This is a genomic window from Frankia sp. CcMO1 (genome assembly GCF_977945845.1).
In genome coordinates, this window is record NZ_CDWTMG010000002.1 from 57,038 (window position 1) to 74,774 (window position 17,737).

The window sequence follows — 17,737 nt, forward strand, 5'->3', positions numbered from 1 at the left end:
AAGATCCATCCCCATGCTGACGGTAAGTGAAACACCGATATGTCGGATCTAAGGCGCCCCTGGTCGCCCGGGATCTGCCGAGTTCCGACCCCGGCTGTCGGATTCAGGGTGGCGTGGGGCAGGATCAGGTGCCATGCTCAGGTCTGACCGTAGTGAGGGTGGCGGACGGTGTCCCGCCGCTGGCAGGACGGATGTGGCTGGCGGTGCGGACGGGGGCGTCCCCGCTCCCCGGGAGAGCGGCCGACGGGCCGTTAACCGGCGCGGCCTGCTTCGCTGGGCCGGGACCGCGGCGGTCGCGGCACCGGCCGCCGGGCTGTTGGCCGCGTGCGGGGGTTCATCCTCCTCGGCTAGCGCGACGCGCAAGGTACGTCTCGGCTATGTGACGTCCCGGACGGGGGCGTTCCGCAGTTACAGCGTGGTCGACTCGTATGTGCTGCAGACGATGCGCACGATCCTGGCCGACGGCGTGAAGGTGGGGAACCGCACCTATCCCGTCGAGATCTTCGTCCGGGACTCCGAGTCGGACCGCCATGGCGCCGGGACCGCGACAACCGACCTGATCTTCAAGGACAAGGTCGACATCGTGCTGGTCGGTGGCACCTCCGACACCGCCATTCCTGTCGCGGACCAGTGCGAGATCAACCAGGTTCCCTGTATCTCCACAATCGCCCCGTGGCAGGCCTGGTGGAATGGCCGGGGCGGCAACGTCGATATGCCCTTCCGCTGGACCTACCACTTTTTCTGGGGCATGGAGGACCTGGTGGCGACTTACGTCGCGATGTGGAGCCAGCTCGGGATCACCAAGGTGGGGCTCATGTATCCGGACGACGACGACGGCCGCGCGTTCGCCGACCCGGACTTCGGAATTCCCACCATCCGCAACTACAACAATCTCCGGCTGACGTCGCCGATGTCAGCCGGCTACTCAACCGGGGCGCCCTCATTCAAGACCTATATCGATGAATTCAAGAAGAACGGGGTGCAGGCCGTCGTCGGCGTGTCCCGGGCCGCGGACTTCGCCACCTTCCGGAAGGAGACCAGGGCCTCCGGTTACTCGCCGAACGCCCTGACGATCTCCAAGGCGATCTACTTCCAGGAGGATGTGCGTGGCCTCGGTACCGGTGGTGACGGTCTTACCACCGAGGTGGCGTGGTCACCGGCGCATCCCTTCCGTAGCTCGCTGACGAACAAGACGTCCCTGGAGTTGGCCAACGACTTCACCAGCGCCCGCGGTCAGGGGTGGACCCAGACCCTGGGATTTTCGTACGCCCTGTTCGAGGTCGCCGTCAAGGCGCTGAGCAACGTCGACTCCCTCGACAGTCGGGAAGCCGTCGCCACGGCCATCCGCGACGTCGACGCCCAGACCATTGTCGGACCCGTGGCGTTCGGAGCTCAGCCCAACGTCCCGAAGAACGTGGCCCGCATCGCCCTCGTCGGTGGTCAGTGGAACCAGAACCAGCAGGCGAACGATTTCAACCTCAAGATCGTCAACAACGCGGGTAACACCAAGGTCCCGCTGGAGGCCGAACTCCGCAAAGTTCCCTCGCCCGTCTGAGCTCGGGTCGGCTCGTTTGCCCGGGGCGACTGGCACCGGCCGCCCCGGGCGGGATCACCTCAGGTCCGTGCGGTTGCCCGCGACATCGTGTGCTCGACCACCGCGATCAGTGCGCTCTTGGTGGAGTCGCGGTTGCGGGCGTCGCAGGTGATGACGGGAACGGCCGGGCTGATCTGCAGTGCTTCCCGGACGTCCTCGATCGAGTGCCGCAGAATCCCGTCGAAGCAGTTGACGCCAATCACGAAGGGCAACTGCCGCTGCTCGAAGTAGTCGACCGCGGCGAAGCAGTCGGCCAGTCGGCGGGTGTCGGCGAGCACGATCGCACCGATGGCTCCCCGCACGATGTCGTCCCACATGAACCAGAAGCGGTACTGCCCGGGGGTGCCGAACAAGTACAGGATCAGATCCTCGTCCAGCGAGACTCGGCCGAAGTCCATGGCGACCGTGGTGGTGGTCTTGTCCATCAGGTGGGTGAGGTCGTCGATGTGGGCTCCCGCCTCGGTCATGACGGCCTCGGTGCGCAGCGGGACGATCTCGGACACCGAACCCACGAATGTGGTTTTTCCGGCGCCGAACCCGCCCGCTACTACGATCTTAACCGAGGTCGTGGCGACGGCGGAGTTGACCCGCCTGTTGTCAGAGCTTTCGAAGGCCACTGAGAACCCTTTCGAGCAACGCGAGATCCGGTGCCTCGTCGCGGTCAGGCTGCTGGTGGACGCGGACGAAGCCTTCGTCCGCCATGTCGCCTACCAGCACGCGGGCCACCCCGAGGGGCACCCGGAGGCCAGCGGCGATCTCCGCGATGGATCGCACCTGCCGGCACATGGCGGCGATGGTCTGTTGCTCCAGGTTGAGGCCGATCGCTCGTTCCTCGCCGAGAGGCGTCGTGAAGACGAGTGCCTCGATGGCGAGTTCATAGCGCGACCGAGTGCGCCCACCGGTCATCGCATACGGACGGACGACCGGCCCGGGCGTGCCCTCGGGATCGATACTCACCCTGACTCCCTGTGTTGCCGTCCGGTCACCGCGGAAGGGTTCCCTGCAGCTCGGCGCGCAACGCCGGGGTCAGGACGTCCTTCGCCCGGCTGACCAGCAGGGCCATCTCATAGCCGACCAGACCGATGTCGCAGGATGGTGCCGCGAGCACTGCCATGCTCGCGCCGTCACTGATTGCCATGATGAAGAGAAAGCCGTGCTCCATCTCCACGACCGTCTGGGTGACGCCGCCCGCCTCGAAGACGCGGGCGGCGCCCTGGGTCAGGCTCACCAGTCCCGAGGCCACTGCGGCGAGCTGGTCGGCGCGATCCCGGGGGAAGCCGTCGGAGACGGCGAGTAGCAGGCCGTCTGCGGACACCACGACGGTGTGGGCGGCACCCGGGACTCGATCGACAAAATTGTTGATCAACCAGTTGAGGTTCTGGGCTTCAGAACTCACGGGTGTCACCGTTCCTCCTGCGCGTCACGTCGAGGATTCCTCGCGGTGTCGACTCCGACATCACGTCCCTGCCGTACGCCCTGGTAGAAGCTGGCAAGCCGGCCTCCTACAGCCTCAGGAGATCTGGCCGAGGTGTCGGCGGGACGCCGGCGGGGCGCGGGTTCGGCGCTGCCGGGCACGAGATGGGTCATGGGAACTCGCACCGGTAGGCCCGACCGCGTCACGCCGCCTGTGCTCGGTTGACGCAACAACTCGGCCGCCTGCCAGCCGGCGTCCCCGGGAGATGTCCAGTTCTCCCGGGACGGGGTCTGCTGGGGCGTTGCCTGGTGCTGTGTTGGCTGGTACTGCCCTGCCGTCTGATGGTGCGGGGCCGTCTGACGCAGGGCCGTCTGATGCTGGGCCGCGAAGGCCGGGACGGGCGGAGCCGCCGACGGCGCGTCCGCCGCGGGCTCCTCCCGCGCCGGTGTCCGGGTACCCGTGAGCGGATCGACTCCGGAGCGGGCGGGGCCGCGTTGCCCGAAGGCCCCACCGAGCCCCGGACGGACCGGGGAACGGGCCGGTGGCGCCGCCGTACCGGCATCCGGCCCGGTGAGGTGGGCCGCCGCGGCCGCCGTCGAATGCTGGGCGGGCGCCCGACTGGACGGCGGACGTCGCTGGAACCACGCCGACACGGAGTCGAAGATCGGCGACGTCTCGATGTCGTCGGTGTCCCGGTCCGCCGTGGTCTGTTCGCCGGTGTCCTCGCCGGAGATCGCCTCCGTCGCCCCGGTATCGCGGAACCGCCGGGACCCGAGCGCCGACGCCGGCCGGTCGCGGGGACCGGTGGACTCCATGGGCTCCGATCGTTCCTGCGGAACGGGCCGGTTCTCGGAGCGGGCGAACACACTGCCGGCCCCGGGGGTCGGCTCCTCGGCCGGCGGGGTCCGCTCACCGGCCTCGGGCCGGGTCTGGCCGGGCGGTCTCGGGCCGGGCGGTGCCGGGGCGGTGTCGGGCTGCTCGGTCCGACCGGGCCCGGTGGTGCCGCCGGGACGTGGTTTGGTCCCCCAGCGGTTGTCCCCGAACGACACCGGTCTCGTCTCGTCCGTGACCAGATCATCCCGTCGTCCGAATCCGCGCCGGTCGATGGTCTGGGTGTCCGGTACGACGTCGGGGGGCGGTTCGGCGTCGGTGGCCGGGTCGAGCCGGCCACCGGGAGCGGTGCCGCCGCGGCCGCGAAGGACATCGAGGTCGAGTTCCCGGTCGTTGAGTTCCCGGTCGTCGAGCTCCCGTGGGTCACGGGGACCGTCCTGCCCACCGGGGCCGGGCCGGTCCCGGTCCCGGGCTCCCGGGACCGGGTAGTCCCCGTCGTTTCCTCCCCGCCCGAGTAGATCGTGCGGCAGGGTCGGCGGAGCGGCGCCGGTGCTATCCGCCTCGCTGTCGCGCTCGGTGCCGCTGTCGAGGCCGGGGGTGAAGTCGTCCGGCCCGAAGTCGCGATTATCCGCGGTGGGCAGCGAACCCGTTCGGTCGGACCCGAGCTGAGCGGCGGCCAGCGGCCCGGTGAGCGGGAACGGCCTGGTGTTGGGAAACCGCCGGGGCCCACTGGAGTCGTCGAAAAGGCTTTCCGGTCCGGCGGGTTCACCTGCGGTCCGGTGCCCGTTGGCCCCGGTGCCGTTCGTCGGCGCGACCCTGCCGCCCACCGGTTCGGGAGTTCCCGAGCCGGTGCGCTCCGGCCGCTCCGGTGCACGCGGTCCGGTCGGGGAACCGGGGATGGCCGGCGCGTCGCCGGCGCGGGTTCCTAGCGTCGGCGCGGTGGGCCGGCCCGGTCCCGTGCCGGCCCGGCCGTCTCCGGTCACCAGCTTGGCGGGCAGCCGGACGACAGCGGTGATACCTCCGGAGGCGGATTCGCGCAGCTGGACGTGGATGCCGTGGCGGCTGGCCAGCCGACCGACCGCGAACAGGCCCATGGTCCGTGACACCGACACGTCGACCACCGGCGGGTTCGCCAGTCGGTCGTTGACCCGTTCGAGTTCCTTGGCCGGCATGCCGATGCCCTGGTCCTCGATCTCGATCATCGCCCCGGCCCCCGGACCGAGCGAGCGGCTGGTGACGAGGACGCTGGTGGCCGGCGGCGAGTACGAGGTGGCGTTCTCGAGGAGCTCGGCGACCAGGTGGACGACGTCGCTGACACCGTTGCCGGCGATGGACACCGCGGCGGCCGACGTCTGCTTGACCCTGGTGTACTGCTCCACCTCGGAGATGGCCGCCAGTACGACCTCGTTCAGCGGGACGGGGTGTGTCCAGCGCCGAGCGGTGTCCGTGCCGGCGAGGACGAGCAGGCTTTCGTTGTTCCGCCGCATACGGGTGGCGAGGTGATCCAGCTTGAACAGGTTGGACAACTGGTCCGGATCCTGCTCGCGGTTCTCCAGCTCGTCGATGAGACGCAGCTGCCGTTCGACCAGTCCCTGACTGCGCCGGGAGAGGTTCACGAACATCGCGTTGACGTTGTTCCGCAGCGACGCCTGTTCGGAGGCCAGCCGGATCGCCTCCCGGTGAACCTCGTCGAAAGCCCGCGCGACTTCGCCGACCTCCTCGTCAGTGTCGATACCGACCGGTTCGATCGAGTCGTCGATGTCCAGCTCGGTGGAATCGCGCAACCGACGGACGGCCTCGGGAAGCCGGTGATCGGCGATGTCCAGCGCGGCGGTCCGCAGCGCCAGCAGGGGGCGGACCAGCGAGCGCGCGACGACCAGTGCGGCGAGCAGGGCGAGGGCCAGGATGAGCACGATCAGTAGACCGGACAGCAGCGCGTGGCGCTGGATGTTGCCCCGCAGGGTGCCTATGCGGGCGTCGACGAGGCCCAAGAGCTTGTCGACGGCCTCCGTACCGGTGTCGATGGTCTGCTGGGTCGCCTGGTCCCATTTCTCGGCTTCCAGCGCGGTCAGCGGCTGACCGATGGGCGCATTCAGAATTTCTTCGACATAATTCTGGGTGTTGCGGATGTCCCCGTTGGTCTCGGTGTCGATCGTCGGTTCGTAGACCGCGAGCTGGTCCGGTAGAGCGACGTTCTCGAGATCGTTGCGCTGGCGGCCCCGCTGGGTCTCGGCCGACAGGAACTCGCGATAGTCGTCTGCCGTGAGGACATGGTTCCCGTTGCGGGTGAGCAGGCCGTGGATAAGTGCCTGCTCCTCGGCGAGAAGCTCCGTCCCGGACATCAAGAAGTAGGCCGTGTTGACCCCGGCGTTGAGCTCCTGGTCGTCATTTCCCTGCGGGATCAGCCGGATCAGGTTGATCAGCGAGTTGATGATCGGCTGAAAGGCGGTCTCGACCGCCTTCCTGTCGATCAGCCTTTCGATCGTCTGCCGCTTGGCGGGCAGCGTGTCCATCCGGCTGCTGATGTCGTCGAGGGCGCGGCGTACCTCGCTGCCGAAGGATCCTCGCCGCTCGCTGGCAGCTGACTTGTACGCCTTGTAAGCTTCATCGACCGCCGCCCGGCGGGTGGGAATCGTGCTCCCGTCCCGGGCGCCGACGGGACCGCTGGCGATGAATCCGGTGCTGTAGGTGCGCTCGGCCTGCAGGGCGTGGACCAGCCCGGACGCCGAGCGGCTGATCTCGGTCAGGTCGGACATCCGGTTGACGTCCCGCGTGCTCGTCAGCACCGTACCCGCCTCGATGGACGAGTAGGCGAGGATCGCGATGACAGGCACGGCCAGAATCGCGATCAGCTTGGTGCGTACCCGCCAGTTGGTGGGGTTGGCGGCGGCGCGGTGAAGGCGCGCCAGTCCCGACCCGGCTGGGTTCGGTGGCGCGGCGAATCGACCATCGCGCTGCCCGCCGTCTTCGGCGTCCACGGGCGAACCCGGCGCCACTGTCGGCTCCGAGTCTGCGGCGATGCCCGTGCTGCTGGCCATCGGTTGTCTGCGCACGTACCTTCGCAACCTCTCCGCCAGCCTCCCGGAACAGGTCGTACCAGGATGGCTCGGTATCGGGCCCGGATGTCCCTTGTCAGGCACCATAGCGGTACGAAGTCGGCATCCGAAAGGCGCCCACCGTAAGCGCCTTGGTGGCTGCACGTCAGTTGTCGCTACTGCGCGCGGAGTCACCACTACCGTAACCGCCGGGGAAGGCCGGGGAAGCCCGACATCGGGCGTCACTGATGATCGAAGCGATTGTCGGGGTGAGTGAACCCGGCTGAAGACGCAAACTCGGCATCCTAGACATCTCCGACATGAGCCCTTACCGCCTTTGTGGCGGCGTCCGGCGTGCTTCGTCTGTTCCGGTGAAGGCCGTGGGAGATGGTTGGGCGCCTGGGCGGACCGGTGGGGTCGTCGTGTCCGTAGGCTTGCGGGGTGAGTGAGTTGCAGCGTAGCAGTGCTGGTCGCGGTGCGGAGCCGACGGATACCGGCGCGGTTCGGGATGTTCCGCGGTCCCCGGCGGACGGCCCCACCGGCCCGTCCGCGGTGGGGCATCCGGGCTATGACACCGTGCTGGTGATCGATTTCGGTGCCCAGTATGCCCAACTGATCGCCCGGCGCATACGCGAATGTCATGTGTATTCGGAGATCGTCCCGTGGGATATGTCGGTGGACGAGATCCTCGCCCGGCGTCCGTCCGCACTGATCCTTTCTGGCGGCCCGAAGTCCGTCTACTCGCCTGGCGCGCCCCGGGTGGATCCTGCGTTGTTCGCTACCGGAGTGCCTATTCTCGGTATCTGCTATGGCCATCAGGTCATGGCTCAGGCGCTTGACGGCGCCGTCGCGCGCACGGGAACCGCCGAGTACGGAGCAACTCGTCTGTCGGTGTCGGGTCCCGGGGTTCTCTTCGACGGTCTGCCCGTTGTCCAGCAGGTCTGGATGTCGCATGGCGACTCGGTGACCGCCGCGCCGCCCGGCTTCCGGGTGACGGCTTCCACACCGTCGGCCCCGGTCGCCGCCTTTGAGGACCCCGCGCGTCGTCTCTACGGCGTGCAGTTCCACCCAGAGGTGGTCCACAGCGAGCGAGGCATGGACGTGCTGCGGCACTTCCTGTTCGTGGGCGCGGGCTGCCGGCCCACCTGGACAATGATCAACATTGTTGACGAGGCTGTCGCGGCCGTCCGGGCCCAGGTCGGGACCGGACGGTTGATCTGCGGCCTGTCCGGCGGGGTGGACTCCGCGGTCGCTGCCGCGCTCGTGCACCGGGCGGTGGGAGACGCGCTCACCTGCGTCTTCGTCGATCATGGTTTGCTGCGGGCCGGCGAGGCGGAACAGGTCGAACGCGATTTCGTCGCGACCACCGGTGTGGATCTGGTCCATGTCAAGGCGGCCGACCGGTTTGCCGCCGCGCTGTCCGGAGTGACCGATCCGGAACGGAAGAGGAAGATTATCGGCCGCGAGTTCATCCGGGTCTTCGAGGAGTCCGCCCGCGAACTGGAGGCCCGGGCGGAGGCGGAGGGCGCGACGATCGACTTTCTCGTGCAGGGGACATTGTATCCTGATGTGATCGAATCCGGTTCGCCGACGGCCGCGAAGATCAAGTCTCATCACAACGTCGGCGGACTGCCCGAGGACCTGCGGTTCGGTCTGGTCGAGCCGCTTCGGACCCTGTTCAAGGACGAGGTCCGTCGGCTCGGCGAGGAGCTCGGGCTGCCCGAGGAGATCGTCTGGCGCCAGCCGTTCCCGGGCCCGGGCCTCGCCGTCCGCATCATCGGCGAGGTCACGCCCGAGCGGCTCGACGTGGTGCGGGCGGCCGACGCGGTGATCCGGGAGGAGATTCGCAAGGCCGGCCTGGACCGCGAGATCTGGCAGGTCTTCGCGGTGCTGCTCGCCGACGTGCGGTCGGTAGGCGTCCAGGGTGACGAGCGTACGTACGGCTTCCCGATCGTCCTGCGCGCGGTCACCAGCGAGGACGCGATGACCGCCGACTGGGCCCGGCTACCCTACGGCCTGCTGGAACGCATCTCGAACCGGGTGGTCAACGAGGTGCCGCAGGTCAACCGGGTGGTGTACGACATCACCTCCAAGCCCCCCGGCACGATTGAGTGGGAGTGACGATCCCGGATCGGAGCGCGTGCCCGTCGGGCGACCCCCGCCGACGGGCACGTTTGACGTCCGGGCGGGACCGGAGCACCCTGGATGACGTGACCCCGCACGAGATGGCCATTACCTAGGCGCGCGACCGGTCATCGGGTCTGCGCCTCGCCCTTCCGCCTTGTCCTGGTGGGGGGCTTTTTTGTTGCCGCGGTCATGGTGGGGTGGCCGCTCAGCCGCCGGGAGATGCTCCATGACCGCAGCAGCCGCAGACGACCGATCGGTAGCCCCGGACGCCGAACTCTGGGCGTCGGACATCCGCGCCGCGGCCCGCGTCCTTGCCGGGGTGGCACGACAGACCAGAGTCGTCCGGGATCTCGGCCTGTCGGCGGCGATCGGTGCGCCCGTCTGGCTCAAGTGTGAGCACGAGCAGCACACCGGTTCGTTCAAGCTTCGGGGTGCCTACCACCGGGTGGCCACCGCGGATCCGGCGACGCGGGCCCGGGGGGTGGTGGCGGCCAGTGCCGGTAACCACGCCCAGGGAGTGGCCTTCGCGGCCGCGACCTTCGGCGTCGAGGCGACGATCTTCGTGCCGGTGGGGGCCAATCCGGTCAAAGTGGCGCGGACGCGCCGGTGGGGCGCCCGGGTCGAGAAGATACCCGGGGGGGTGGAAGCGGCGCTCGCGGCGGCCGCCGCCTTCGCCGCCCGGGGAGACCGGCTGCTGGTCCACCCATTCGACGACCCGACGGTGGTGGCCGGGCAGGGCACGATCGGCTTGGAGTTGCTCGATCAGGTGCCCGATCTCGGCACCGTTCTGGTCGGGGTGGGCGGCGGAGGACTGATCAGCGGGCTGGCTGCGGCGGTGCGGTCCCGGCGCCCCGATGTGCGAGTGGTCGGTGTGCAGTCCGTGCTGTCGTCGGCGTTCGCCGCGTCGCTGCGGGCTGGCCGGCGGCTCCCGGTGCCCCCCGGTGGGGTGGTGACGCCTGGTGCCGGAACACTGTGGGAAGCCGGGACGATTCCGGGCAGCCGGACGTCCGAACAGCCGACGGCGCCACGTTCGTCACGGGTGGTCTCGGCGTCGACCACGATCGCCGACGGTATGGCGGTGAACGCTCCCGGGGTTCTGACCTTCGCCCTTGCCGCACGCCTGGTGGACGAGATCGTCACGGTCGATGAGGCAGCGTTCTGGGAGGCGATGGTGTTGCTGCACCGGGCCGGCCACCAGGTGGAACCGGCCGGCGCCGCGGGGGTTGCGGCCTTGTTGCGTCAAGGTGATCTCGCGCAGGGCCCGACGGTGGCGATCCTGTCGGGCGGCAACATCGACCCGGGGGTGGCCAGCAGGGTGAAGGCGCTCGCGGCCATCCCGCCGAGCGCGTCGAGCACCGCGTGACCGCCTGACCGCGTGACCGCCGGTGGGCCGGGCGTTGACGCGGACCACGGCCATCGACGCCCCGCCCTCGCGCGCGGGGCGGGGCGGGAACGACGGACAATAGGCTGGTCAGCACGCGGGTCGACGACCACTGGGCGTGGACGCGTGATGGTCATGTGGTGGCACGGACGCGCGAGGACCGCGGCCGGGTGGGGCTGTCGGTGCATCTCGCGAACCACACCGCGAACCACACCGCGAACCGGGTCGTCGGGTACGATCCGGGCATGCCGCGGTCCGACCCGCTCGACGTCGAACGTACGATCGGAGTCCCATGAGCGGCTTTTTCGGCGATTCCCACGGCGGCGGATCCGGCATCGCCGGGTCGGTCGGGACGGATGTCCACGGCGGTGCGCACGTGCCCTACGACCTGTTCGGCCCAGCGGTGCTGGCGCCGCCGGTGGGCGGGGACGGGCCCGGTGACTCCTCCTCGCCGCGCCTGGATGCCGAGGTTCTGCTCGACGGGCTCAACCTGCAGCAGCGGGCGGCGGTGGTGCACATCGGAGCACCCCTGCTTGTCGTCGCGGGCGCGGGGTCCGGCAAGACGCGGGTGCTGACCCACCGTATCGCGTACCTGCTGGCTGCCCGGGGGGTCCGGCCGGGGGAGATTCTGGCGATCACGTTCACCAACAAGGCCGCCAGCGAGATGCGCGAACGGGTCTCGGCACTGGTCGGTTCTCGGGCGCGGGCGATGTGGGTGAGCACCTTCCACTCGGCCTGCGTGCGCATCCTGAGGTCCGAGGCGAAGAGTCTCGGGTTCAGCTCGACCTTCTCCATCTACGACGCCGCCGACGCGCAGCGTCTGATCACTCTGGTCACCCGCGACCTCGATCTTGATCCCAAGCGGCATCCCGCCCGAGGTCTGGCGGCACAGATCAGCAACCTGAAGAACGAACTGATCGACTGGGAGGCCGCACGGGACCGGGCCACGAACCACCTCGAGCGGACCGTCGCCGAGGTCTACGCCGCTTATCAGCAGCGGCTGGCTCAGGCCAACGCCCTCGACTTCGACGATCTGATCATGACGACGGTGAACCTCCTCCAGGCGTTCCCCGACGTCGCTGAGCACTACCGGCGCCGCTTCCGACATGTGCTCGTGGACGAGTACCAGGACACCAACCACGCGCAGTACGTTTTGGTGCGCGAGCTCGTCGGTCAGCCGGCGTACTTCGGTGCCGGGTCCGCGCCGGTGGAGTCAGAGGAGCCAGCGGCCGGGTCGGATACCTGGGCCTCGGGCGCCGTCCCACCGGCGGAGCTGTGCGTGGTTGGCGACGCGGACCAGTCGATCTACGCCTTCCGCGGGGCGAACATCCGCAATATCGTGGAGTTCGAGGAGGACTTCCCGAACGCCGCGGTGATCCTGCTGGAACAGAACTACCGCTCCACCCAGACCATCCTCTCCGCCGCGAACGCGATGATCGCGCGTAACAACCAGCGCAAGGCCAAGCGGCTGTGGTCGGACGCCGGTGACGGTGAGAAGATCGTCGGATTCGCCGCCGACAACGAGCACGACGAGGCGGCCTTTGTCGCCGAGGAGGTCGACCGGCTCTCGGACGCGAAGCTCGCGCGGTCCGCCGACGTCGCGGTGTTCTACCGGACCAACGCCCAGAGCCGGGTGTTTGAGGAGATCTTTGTCCGGGTCGGGCTGCCCTACCGGGTGGTTGGCGGGGTGCGGTTCTACGAGCGCAAGGAGATCCGTGATCTCCTTGCCTACCTGCGGGTCCTCGTCAATCCCAGCGACACGGTGAACCTGCGTCGCATCCTGAACGTGCCTCGCCGCGGGATCGGCGAGCGGGCTGAGGCGGCCCTGGCGGGCTTCGCCGATGTCGAGCGGATCGGGTTCGCGCAGGCACTGGAGCGTGTCGACGAGGTGCCGGGGATCGCCGCGCGCTCGGCGAAGGCGGTGCGAGAGTTCACCGCGCTGCTCGCCGAGCTACACACCATGGCGGCCGACGACCCGGTGGCCGTGGTCGAGGCGGTGCTTGAACGCACCGGCTACCTGTCGGAACTCCTCGCCGAGGACACCGTCGAGTCCCAGGGCCGGGTGGAAAACCTGCAGGAACTGGTCGGAGTGGTCCAGGAGTTCACCCAGCGGCTGCCCGAGGGCACGCTCGCGGAGTTCCTCGAGCAGGTCTCGCTCGTCGCCGACGCGGACCAGGTTCCGAGCGACGACGGTTCCGATGGCGTGGTCACCCTTATGACGCTGCACAGCGCCAAGGGCCTCGAGTTCCCCGTCGTCTTCCTCACCGGTCTCGAGGACGGCGTCTTCCCGCACCTGCGGACCTTGGGAGATCCCACCCAGCTCGAGGAGGAACGCCGGCTCGCCTATGTGGGCGTCACCCGGGCCCGGACCCGGCTCTACCTGACCCGCGCGGTGATGCGCAGCGCCTGGGGCCAACCGGCCTACAACCCGCCGTCGCGCTTCCTCGGCGAGGTGCCGGACACGCTGGTTGACTGGCGTCGGCTGGCCGATCCCCCGCCGGCGCCCGCGGGGACGTCCTGGGGTTCGTCTGGCGGGTTTGGGCCGGGCGCCACCCGCCGGGGCGCCGCCGACGCCCCGGCGGCGCGTAAACCGCTACCGAACTCGCCGTTCTCGGGCCGCGCGCGGCCGGCCGCGCGGGCCGTCCTGGAACTGCGCCAAGGCGACCGGGTGACCCATGACAGTTTCGGTCTCGGGGTTGTCGTCGCCACCGGCGGGGTCAGTGACTCCGCCGAGGCGACCATCGACTTCGGCGAGAACGCCGGCACGAAGCGCCTGCTCCTGCGGTACGCCCCCGTCGAGAAGCTCTGACGGTCCCGAGGGTCCCGACGGTCCGGGTCGCCGGGACCGTTCCGCTCGGGGGACCGGTCCCGGCCGGTCCGGCGCCCCGGCGAGGCAGCTCGCGACCAGGTGGGCAACCTTGCCGCTGAACGCCAGGGAATGATGCCCGAGGCCCGGCACGGTGTGATTTTCGATGTCGAGATCGGGATGGTCGAGCGCCGCCTCGGCGGGCCGCACCACGCTGTCCAGCCCGGCGCCGATCGCGACGAACCGGGTCCGGCAGCCGGGGGCGGGTGCGGCGAGTTCGCGTAGGAGCGCCGATCCCGGCCGTAGCTGGGTGACGAGCCGGTACGGCACCGACCGGGGGACAAGCCCGGCGAGACGGGTGCCGGAATGAGGCGTCGCGAGAGTGATCAGCGTGTCCACGTACTGATCGCCCCCGAGTTGCTGCACGTAGTAACGGGCCACCAGCCCGCCGAGTGAATGGGCGACGATGTGCACGCGCTGCCTGCCGCTGTCCGCCATGGCGGCGTGCACGGACGCGGCGAGTCGGAGCGCCGCTTCCTGCACCGTCGGTACGAGCAGCGGCAGCTCCACCGTGCGCACCCGGCGGAAACCGCGGCGGCGCAGCGACCGGCCCAACCGGGTGAACACGGACCGGTTGTCGATCAGGCCGTGGATCAGCAGGATCGGGGTGCCTGCCGCGTCGGGAGCGTTGACCAGCAGGCTGCGGTGCAGGGGGGAGAGGGCGCTCAGTGAGTAGGGCTCGTGCTCGCGCGGGCGCTGCCGGCGCAGCGCACTCGCCGGGTAGAGGGCGAGGTGGGTGGCGATCCAGGCCGCTTCCACGGCGAGCCCGCGGGCATTCACCGGGGTCGTGCGCAGGCCGACGAGGACCGACCGCCCTGGAGCGGCGACGTTGGCTGCGGCCACGGCCCGCCTCAGGCGGGCCGTGGCCGCAGCCAACGATGGCAGTATCTGCTCGCCGATGGCCCGCTCGCTTTCCCTCGCCGTACCATCCGTGCCGCCAGCCGTGGTGCTCGCCCCCCAGGTCGGCAGATATCCCGGTGACCAAGTAAAGACCGGAGAGAAATACTACAGACTGTTAGGTAGCCCTGTCGACCATCGAGCCTGCCGCCGGCGCAGCCGATCGCCCTGGTCCTCCCGGCTCAGGGATGCGAGCAGCGATGCAGCGTCGCGCGCCGTCTCGGCCGCGGTGGTGGCGGACAGGAGCCGATCGGCGAATCCCAGCGCGTTTAGGTCGGTCGGCCGTAGCCCGGAGACGTTTGCGGCCCGCTCGACCGGTACCCGCAGCGTGACGGCGGTGCCCTCCGGGGAGAGCGCGGTGAAGTAACTGTCCGGGGTCATGGCCACGATGTCGGTGACCGCCGCGGCGAGAGCCCCGCCGGAGCCGCCCTCACCCAACACGATCGACAGCGTCGGCGAGGGGCAGGCCAACACCGCGGCCATCGCGTCCCCGATCGCCGCCGCGATGCCCGCGGCCTCGGCGTCCGCGTCGTTCGCCGCGCCGGGCGTGTCGACCAGGGTCACGAGACCAATCCCCAGCTTCCCCGCGAGCCGGGCGGCGCGGACCAACAACCGGTACCCGGCCGGCCCCGGGGCGTCGCCGCGACGGGCCCCGACAGCTACAACCACCGCACGCATCGGCCCTCCCCGCCCCGCAGCCCCCGCGACGTCGCCCAGGAGCACCCCCACACCGGCCACGACCCGGGGATCCGGCCCGACCAGGTCGACGCCGTCGGGAAGCAGCGTCTGCAGCACCTCGATGCCGTCCGGTCGGATGCCGTCCCTGGCCGCCCGCACCTGCGCCCACCCGGAGCGCGCGGCGACGTGTTCAGCCCCCGGCGCAGGTCCGTCGGACCCGGTTCGGGTGTCCGGATCGTCGGGCGGGACGGGGAGGGTGGTCTCGTCGTCGGCTTGTGACGGGCCGCCGTCCGATCCGTCTGCCAGGTCGCCTCCGTCTGCCAGGTCGCCCGATCCGCCCGGAGTGGTTTGGCCGCCCGGGCTGGTCCGGGTACCTGGACCAGCCCGGCTCTCCCGATCTGGTAGACCCGCCAGGCCGGTCAGGGCCCGCCGCAGCCACGCCTGGACCGCCCTGGGCGCCGCCGCCGCGTCGACCAGCCCGGCGGCGTACGCCGAGCCTGCGGTGTAGCTGCCCGGAGACGGGGCGGTGCCGGTGACCGCCGCGACCACCCGAGGCCCGGCGAAGCCGACCGTCGCCCCGCGTACCGCGCACCGAAGGTCCGCGCGGGAGCCGATCGTCACCCAGATACCACCGGTGGTGGGCTGGTCCGCGACGGCGATGTGACCGACCCCCGCCGCGTCCAGCGCGGCGAGCGCCAGTGCGGCTTGGGGCAGTCCGACGAGTCCGGCGACCCCTTCCTGCAAGCGGGTGCCACCGCTGCGCAGGAACGACACCAGGGGACGGCGGCTGGCTGCGGCCGCGGTGGCGGCCTCGGCGAACCCACGTGCGTCCCGCTCGCCAAAGCTTCCCCCGTAAACCGTGAAATCCCAGACCGCGACCACGGCAGGGATGCCGGCCACCGCGCCCTCGCCCCAGCGCAGAGCCGGTCGACCGTCGTAGTCGGGCCAGCCCAGTCGGTTGACGGCCGCGGCCGTGGCGGGCCGCAGGGTGATGCCTGCGAGCAGGGCGGCGCGCCAGTCGGCGGTCGTCTCCTGGCCCGGCCGGGTGTCGCTGTCCACGCCTGCATTTTCGCGCCCGGGGCCGACCGGATGCCCGTCGTCGCGGCCATGGTGTCGTGGAACACGGACGGGCACTCCCCGCCGGCGGGTGGCCGGCGGGTGCTCGCGGGCCCGCACGCCTGCGACGCACCGCGCCTTCGGCCGATGGCGGCCGGGGACATACTCTTTCACCCACAGCCCCCTGGGCGGGTGGGAACCCGGATCGAACCTGCTACACCGGTGCAGCGAGGGGAGCAGCGAGGGAAGCGATGCTCACACCGCTGATGGAGGACGATCCTCGCCAAATCGGCCCGTACCGTCTGCAGAACCGGATCGGTGCCGGCGGGATGGGGACCGTGTATCTCGGTTTCGCCCCGGATCGGCGTCCCGTTGCGGTGAAGGTCGCTGCCGAGGATCTCGCCGAGGACGAGGAGTTCCGCAGCCGCTTCGAACGTGAGGTGCGGGCGGCGCTGCGCGTGCGAGGTACGGCGGTGGCCGCCGTGCTCGACGCCGACACCGAGGCCGCGGCGCCGTGGATGGTCACCGAGTACGTCGAGGGGACCAGCCTGGCCGAGGCCGTCCGGGCCCGCGGTCGGCTGGAGGACCACCTCGTCCGGGGTCTCGCCGTCGGCCTCGCCGACGCGCTGGTCGCCATCCACGCCGCCGGTGTCGTCCATCGTGATCTCAAGCCGTCCAACATCCTGCTGGCCTGGGACGGGCCCAAGGTGATCGACTTCGGGATCGCGCACCTGACCGACAGCGCCACGCTGACCCGCACCGGTCATGTGATCGGCACGTTGGCCTGGATGTCACCGGAACAGATGCGCGGCGAGCCGTCGGACGCCTCAGCGGACGTCTTTGCCTGGGCGAGCTGCATGACGTACGCGGCGACGGGGCGGCATCCCTTCCATGCCGAGACGCCGGACCTGCTTGCCGTCCGGGTACAGCGGGACTCTCCCGATCTCCACGCGCTCCCCGGATACCTGCTCAACCTGGTCGCGAGGGCGCTGTCCAAGGCCCCGCGGGAGCGGCCGGACGCCGCCTCGCTGCTGGCCGCGCTGGTAGGCCGGGAGGTGCGTGGGGTCACCGAGGCCGACCCGTCCGGTGGCTGGGCGCCGGACGTGCAGGGACCGGGCCCGGCACCTGGCCTGTGGCCGGTCGGACCGCCGCCACCCGCGTCGGCCTTTCGGCCCGCCGTGCTATTACCCCCCGCGGCACCGCCGCGACCGGTCTCCCCGCGACCGGTCTCCCCGCGACCGGTCTCCCCGCCACCGTCGGGAGCGGTTGTCCCGGGGAAGTGGGCGGATCAGGCGCCCGCGGAGCGTCGGGGCGCGACCGCCGCCGCGGACGTGGCGTCCGATCCGGGACGGTCGGAGGTGACCTATCGCCCCAGCGACCCGACTCCACCGGCGCGTCCTCCCGATCCGTCGGCCTTCCCGCCAGCGGGTCGACCGGCTGCGCTGCGGGTCGGGCTGTGGACCGACGCTCGGCGGGCCGAGGCGCCGCGGCGCCGGCACTGGAACAGCGGCGCGATGCTGTCGGTTCTCTTGGCGGTACTCTGGATCTTCGGGATTGGCAGTGCCGCGGCTGTCGTAGTGGGACTGGTCGCGCGGGTTCGGATCCGCCGCCGGGATGAGCGTGGCACCACGGTGGCGGCCGTCGGTATCGGCCTGGGTTGGCTCGGGATCGGACTAGCGATGATCTTGATCGTCGTTATCCTGAAATTCGTCTGACTGGTCCGGAGGGGCTGGCTACGATCGGTGTTTCTTCCATGTGATTTCCGACATAATGAGGGTCTTAACTTTCGTGACGTCGGACACGGGACGGCGTAGGGCAGGTCCCGTCGGTCACGCTCAGCGGCTCCCGGCGGACCCGC

At 70.2% G+C, this 17,737-nt stretch carries 11 protein-coding genes and 1 pseudogene; 6 read left to right on the forward strand and 6 right to left on the reverse strand.

Annotated elements, in window-relative coordinates; genetic code table 11:
• The first annotated feature begins 193 nt into the window (after positions 1-193).
• Positions 194-1,555 (forward strand): ABC transporter substrate-binding protein, encoded by a 1,362-nt coding sequence (locus AC08OU_RS00835; protein ID WP_476598502.1) that lies wholly within the window; start codon positions 194-196, stop codon positions 1,553-1,555.
• Between the two features lie 59 nt (positions 1,556-1,614).
• Here AC08OU_RS00835 and AC08OU_RS00840 read toward each other — a convergent pair whose 3' ends face one another.
• Genes AC08OU_RS00840 through AC08OU_RS00855 form a run of 4 tightly spaced genes read right to left on the reverse strand, consistent with a single transcriptional unit; the run spans position 1,615 to position 6,877 of the window.
• Positions 1,615-2,211 carry a GTP-binding protein gene (locus tag AC08OU_RS00840; RefSeq protein ID WP_462185733.1) on the reverse strand — a complete coding sequence of 199 codons (597 nt, stop codon included), beginning with the start codon at positions 2,209-2,211 and terminating at the stop codon, positions 1,615-1,617.
• Positions 2,192-2,551 (reverse strand): DUF742 domain-containing protein, encoded by a 360-nt coding sequence (locus AC08OU_RS00845; protein ID WP_011435095.1) that lies wholly within the window; start codon positions 2,549-2,551, stop codon positions 2,192-2,194. Before AC08OU_RS00845 ends, AC08OU_RS00840 begins: the two co-directional genes overlap by 20 nt.
• A 25-nt stretch (positions 2,552-2,576) precedes the next feature.
• Entirely contained in the window at positions 2,577-2,999 is a 423-nt protein-coding gene (locus AC08OU_RS00850) for a roadblock/LC7 domain-containing protein (protein WP_476598500.1), read from the reverse strand.
• On the reverse strand, positions 2,996-6,877 hold the full coding sequence (locus tag AC08OU_RS00855) for a nitrate- and nitrite sensing domain-containing protein (RefSeq protein ID WP_476598498.1): 3,882 nt from the start codon (positions 6,875-6,877) through the stop codon (positions 2,996-2,998). Before AC08OU_RS00855 ends, AC08OU_RS00850 begins: the two co-directional genes overlap by 4 nt.
• A gap of 549 nt (positions 6,878-7,426) precedes the next feature.
• Here AC08OU_RS00855 and guaA point away from each other — a divergent pair.
• The 4 genes from guaA (at position 7,427) to pcrA (ending at position 13,191) form a co-directional block, all read left to right on the forward strand.
• Entirely contained in the window at positions 7,427-8,995 is a 1,569-nt protein-coding gene (guaA, locus tag AC08OU_RS00860; RefSeq protein ID WP_462187523.1) for a glutamine-hydrolyzing GMP synthase, read from the forward strand.
• 232 nt (positions 8,996-9,227) lie between these two features.
• The gene (locus AC08OU_RS00865; RefSeq protein ID WP_462187510.1) at positions 9,228-10,364 is read left to right on the forward strand and encodes a threonine ammonia-lyase; all 1,137 of its coding nucleotides are present in this window, start codon (positions 9,228-9,230) and stop codon (positions 10,362-10,364) included.
• Positions 10,365-10,522: 158 nt separating this feature from the next.
• Entirely contained in the window at positions 10,523-10,678 is a 156-nt protein-coding gene (locus tag AC08OU_RS00870) for a hypothetical protein (protein ID WP_462187511.1), read from the forward strand.
• A complete protein-coding gene (gene pcrA, locus AC08OU_RS00875) occupies positions 10,675-13,191 on the forward strand; it encodes a DNA helicase PcrA (protein ID WP_476598496.1) in 2,517 nt (838 codons plus the stop codon). Before AC08OU_RS00870 ends, pcrA begins: the two co-directional genes overlap by 4 nt.
• Positions 13,192-13,572: 381 nt before the next feature.
• Here pcrA and AC08OU_RS00880 read toward each other — a convergent pair.
• Positions 13,573-14,091, reverse strand: a pseudogene (locus AC08OU_RS00880) (esterase/lipase family protein); the annotation flags it as partial.
• A gap of 162 nt (positions 14,092-14,253) precedes the next feature.
• Positions 14,254-15,882: a carboxyl transferase domain-containing protein gene (locus tag AC08OU_RS00885; RefSeq protein ID WP_476598494.1), complete on the reverse strand. Its 1,629-nt coding sequence runs from the start codon at positions 15,880-15,882 to the stop codon at positions 14,254-14,256.
• A 248-nt stretch (positions 15,883-16,130) separates the two neighbouring features.
• Here AC08OU_RS00885 and AC08OU_RS00890 point away from each other — a divergent pair, with 248 nt between their 5' ends.
• Positions 16,131-17,594, forward strand: a complete 1,464-nt coding sequence (locus AC08OU_RS00890; protein ID WP_476604080.1) for a serine/threonine-protein kinase — start codon at positions 16,131-16,133, stop codon at positions 17,592-17,594.
• The last annotated feature ends 143 nt before the right edge of the window (positions 17,595-17,737 follow it).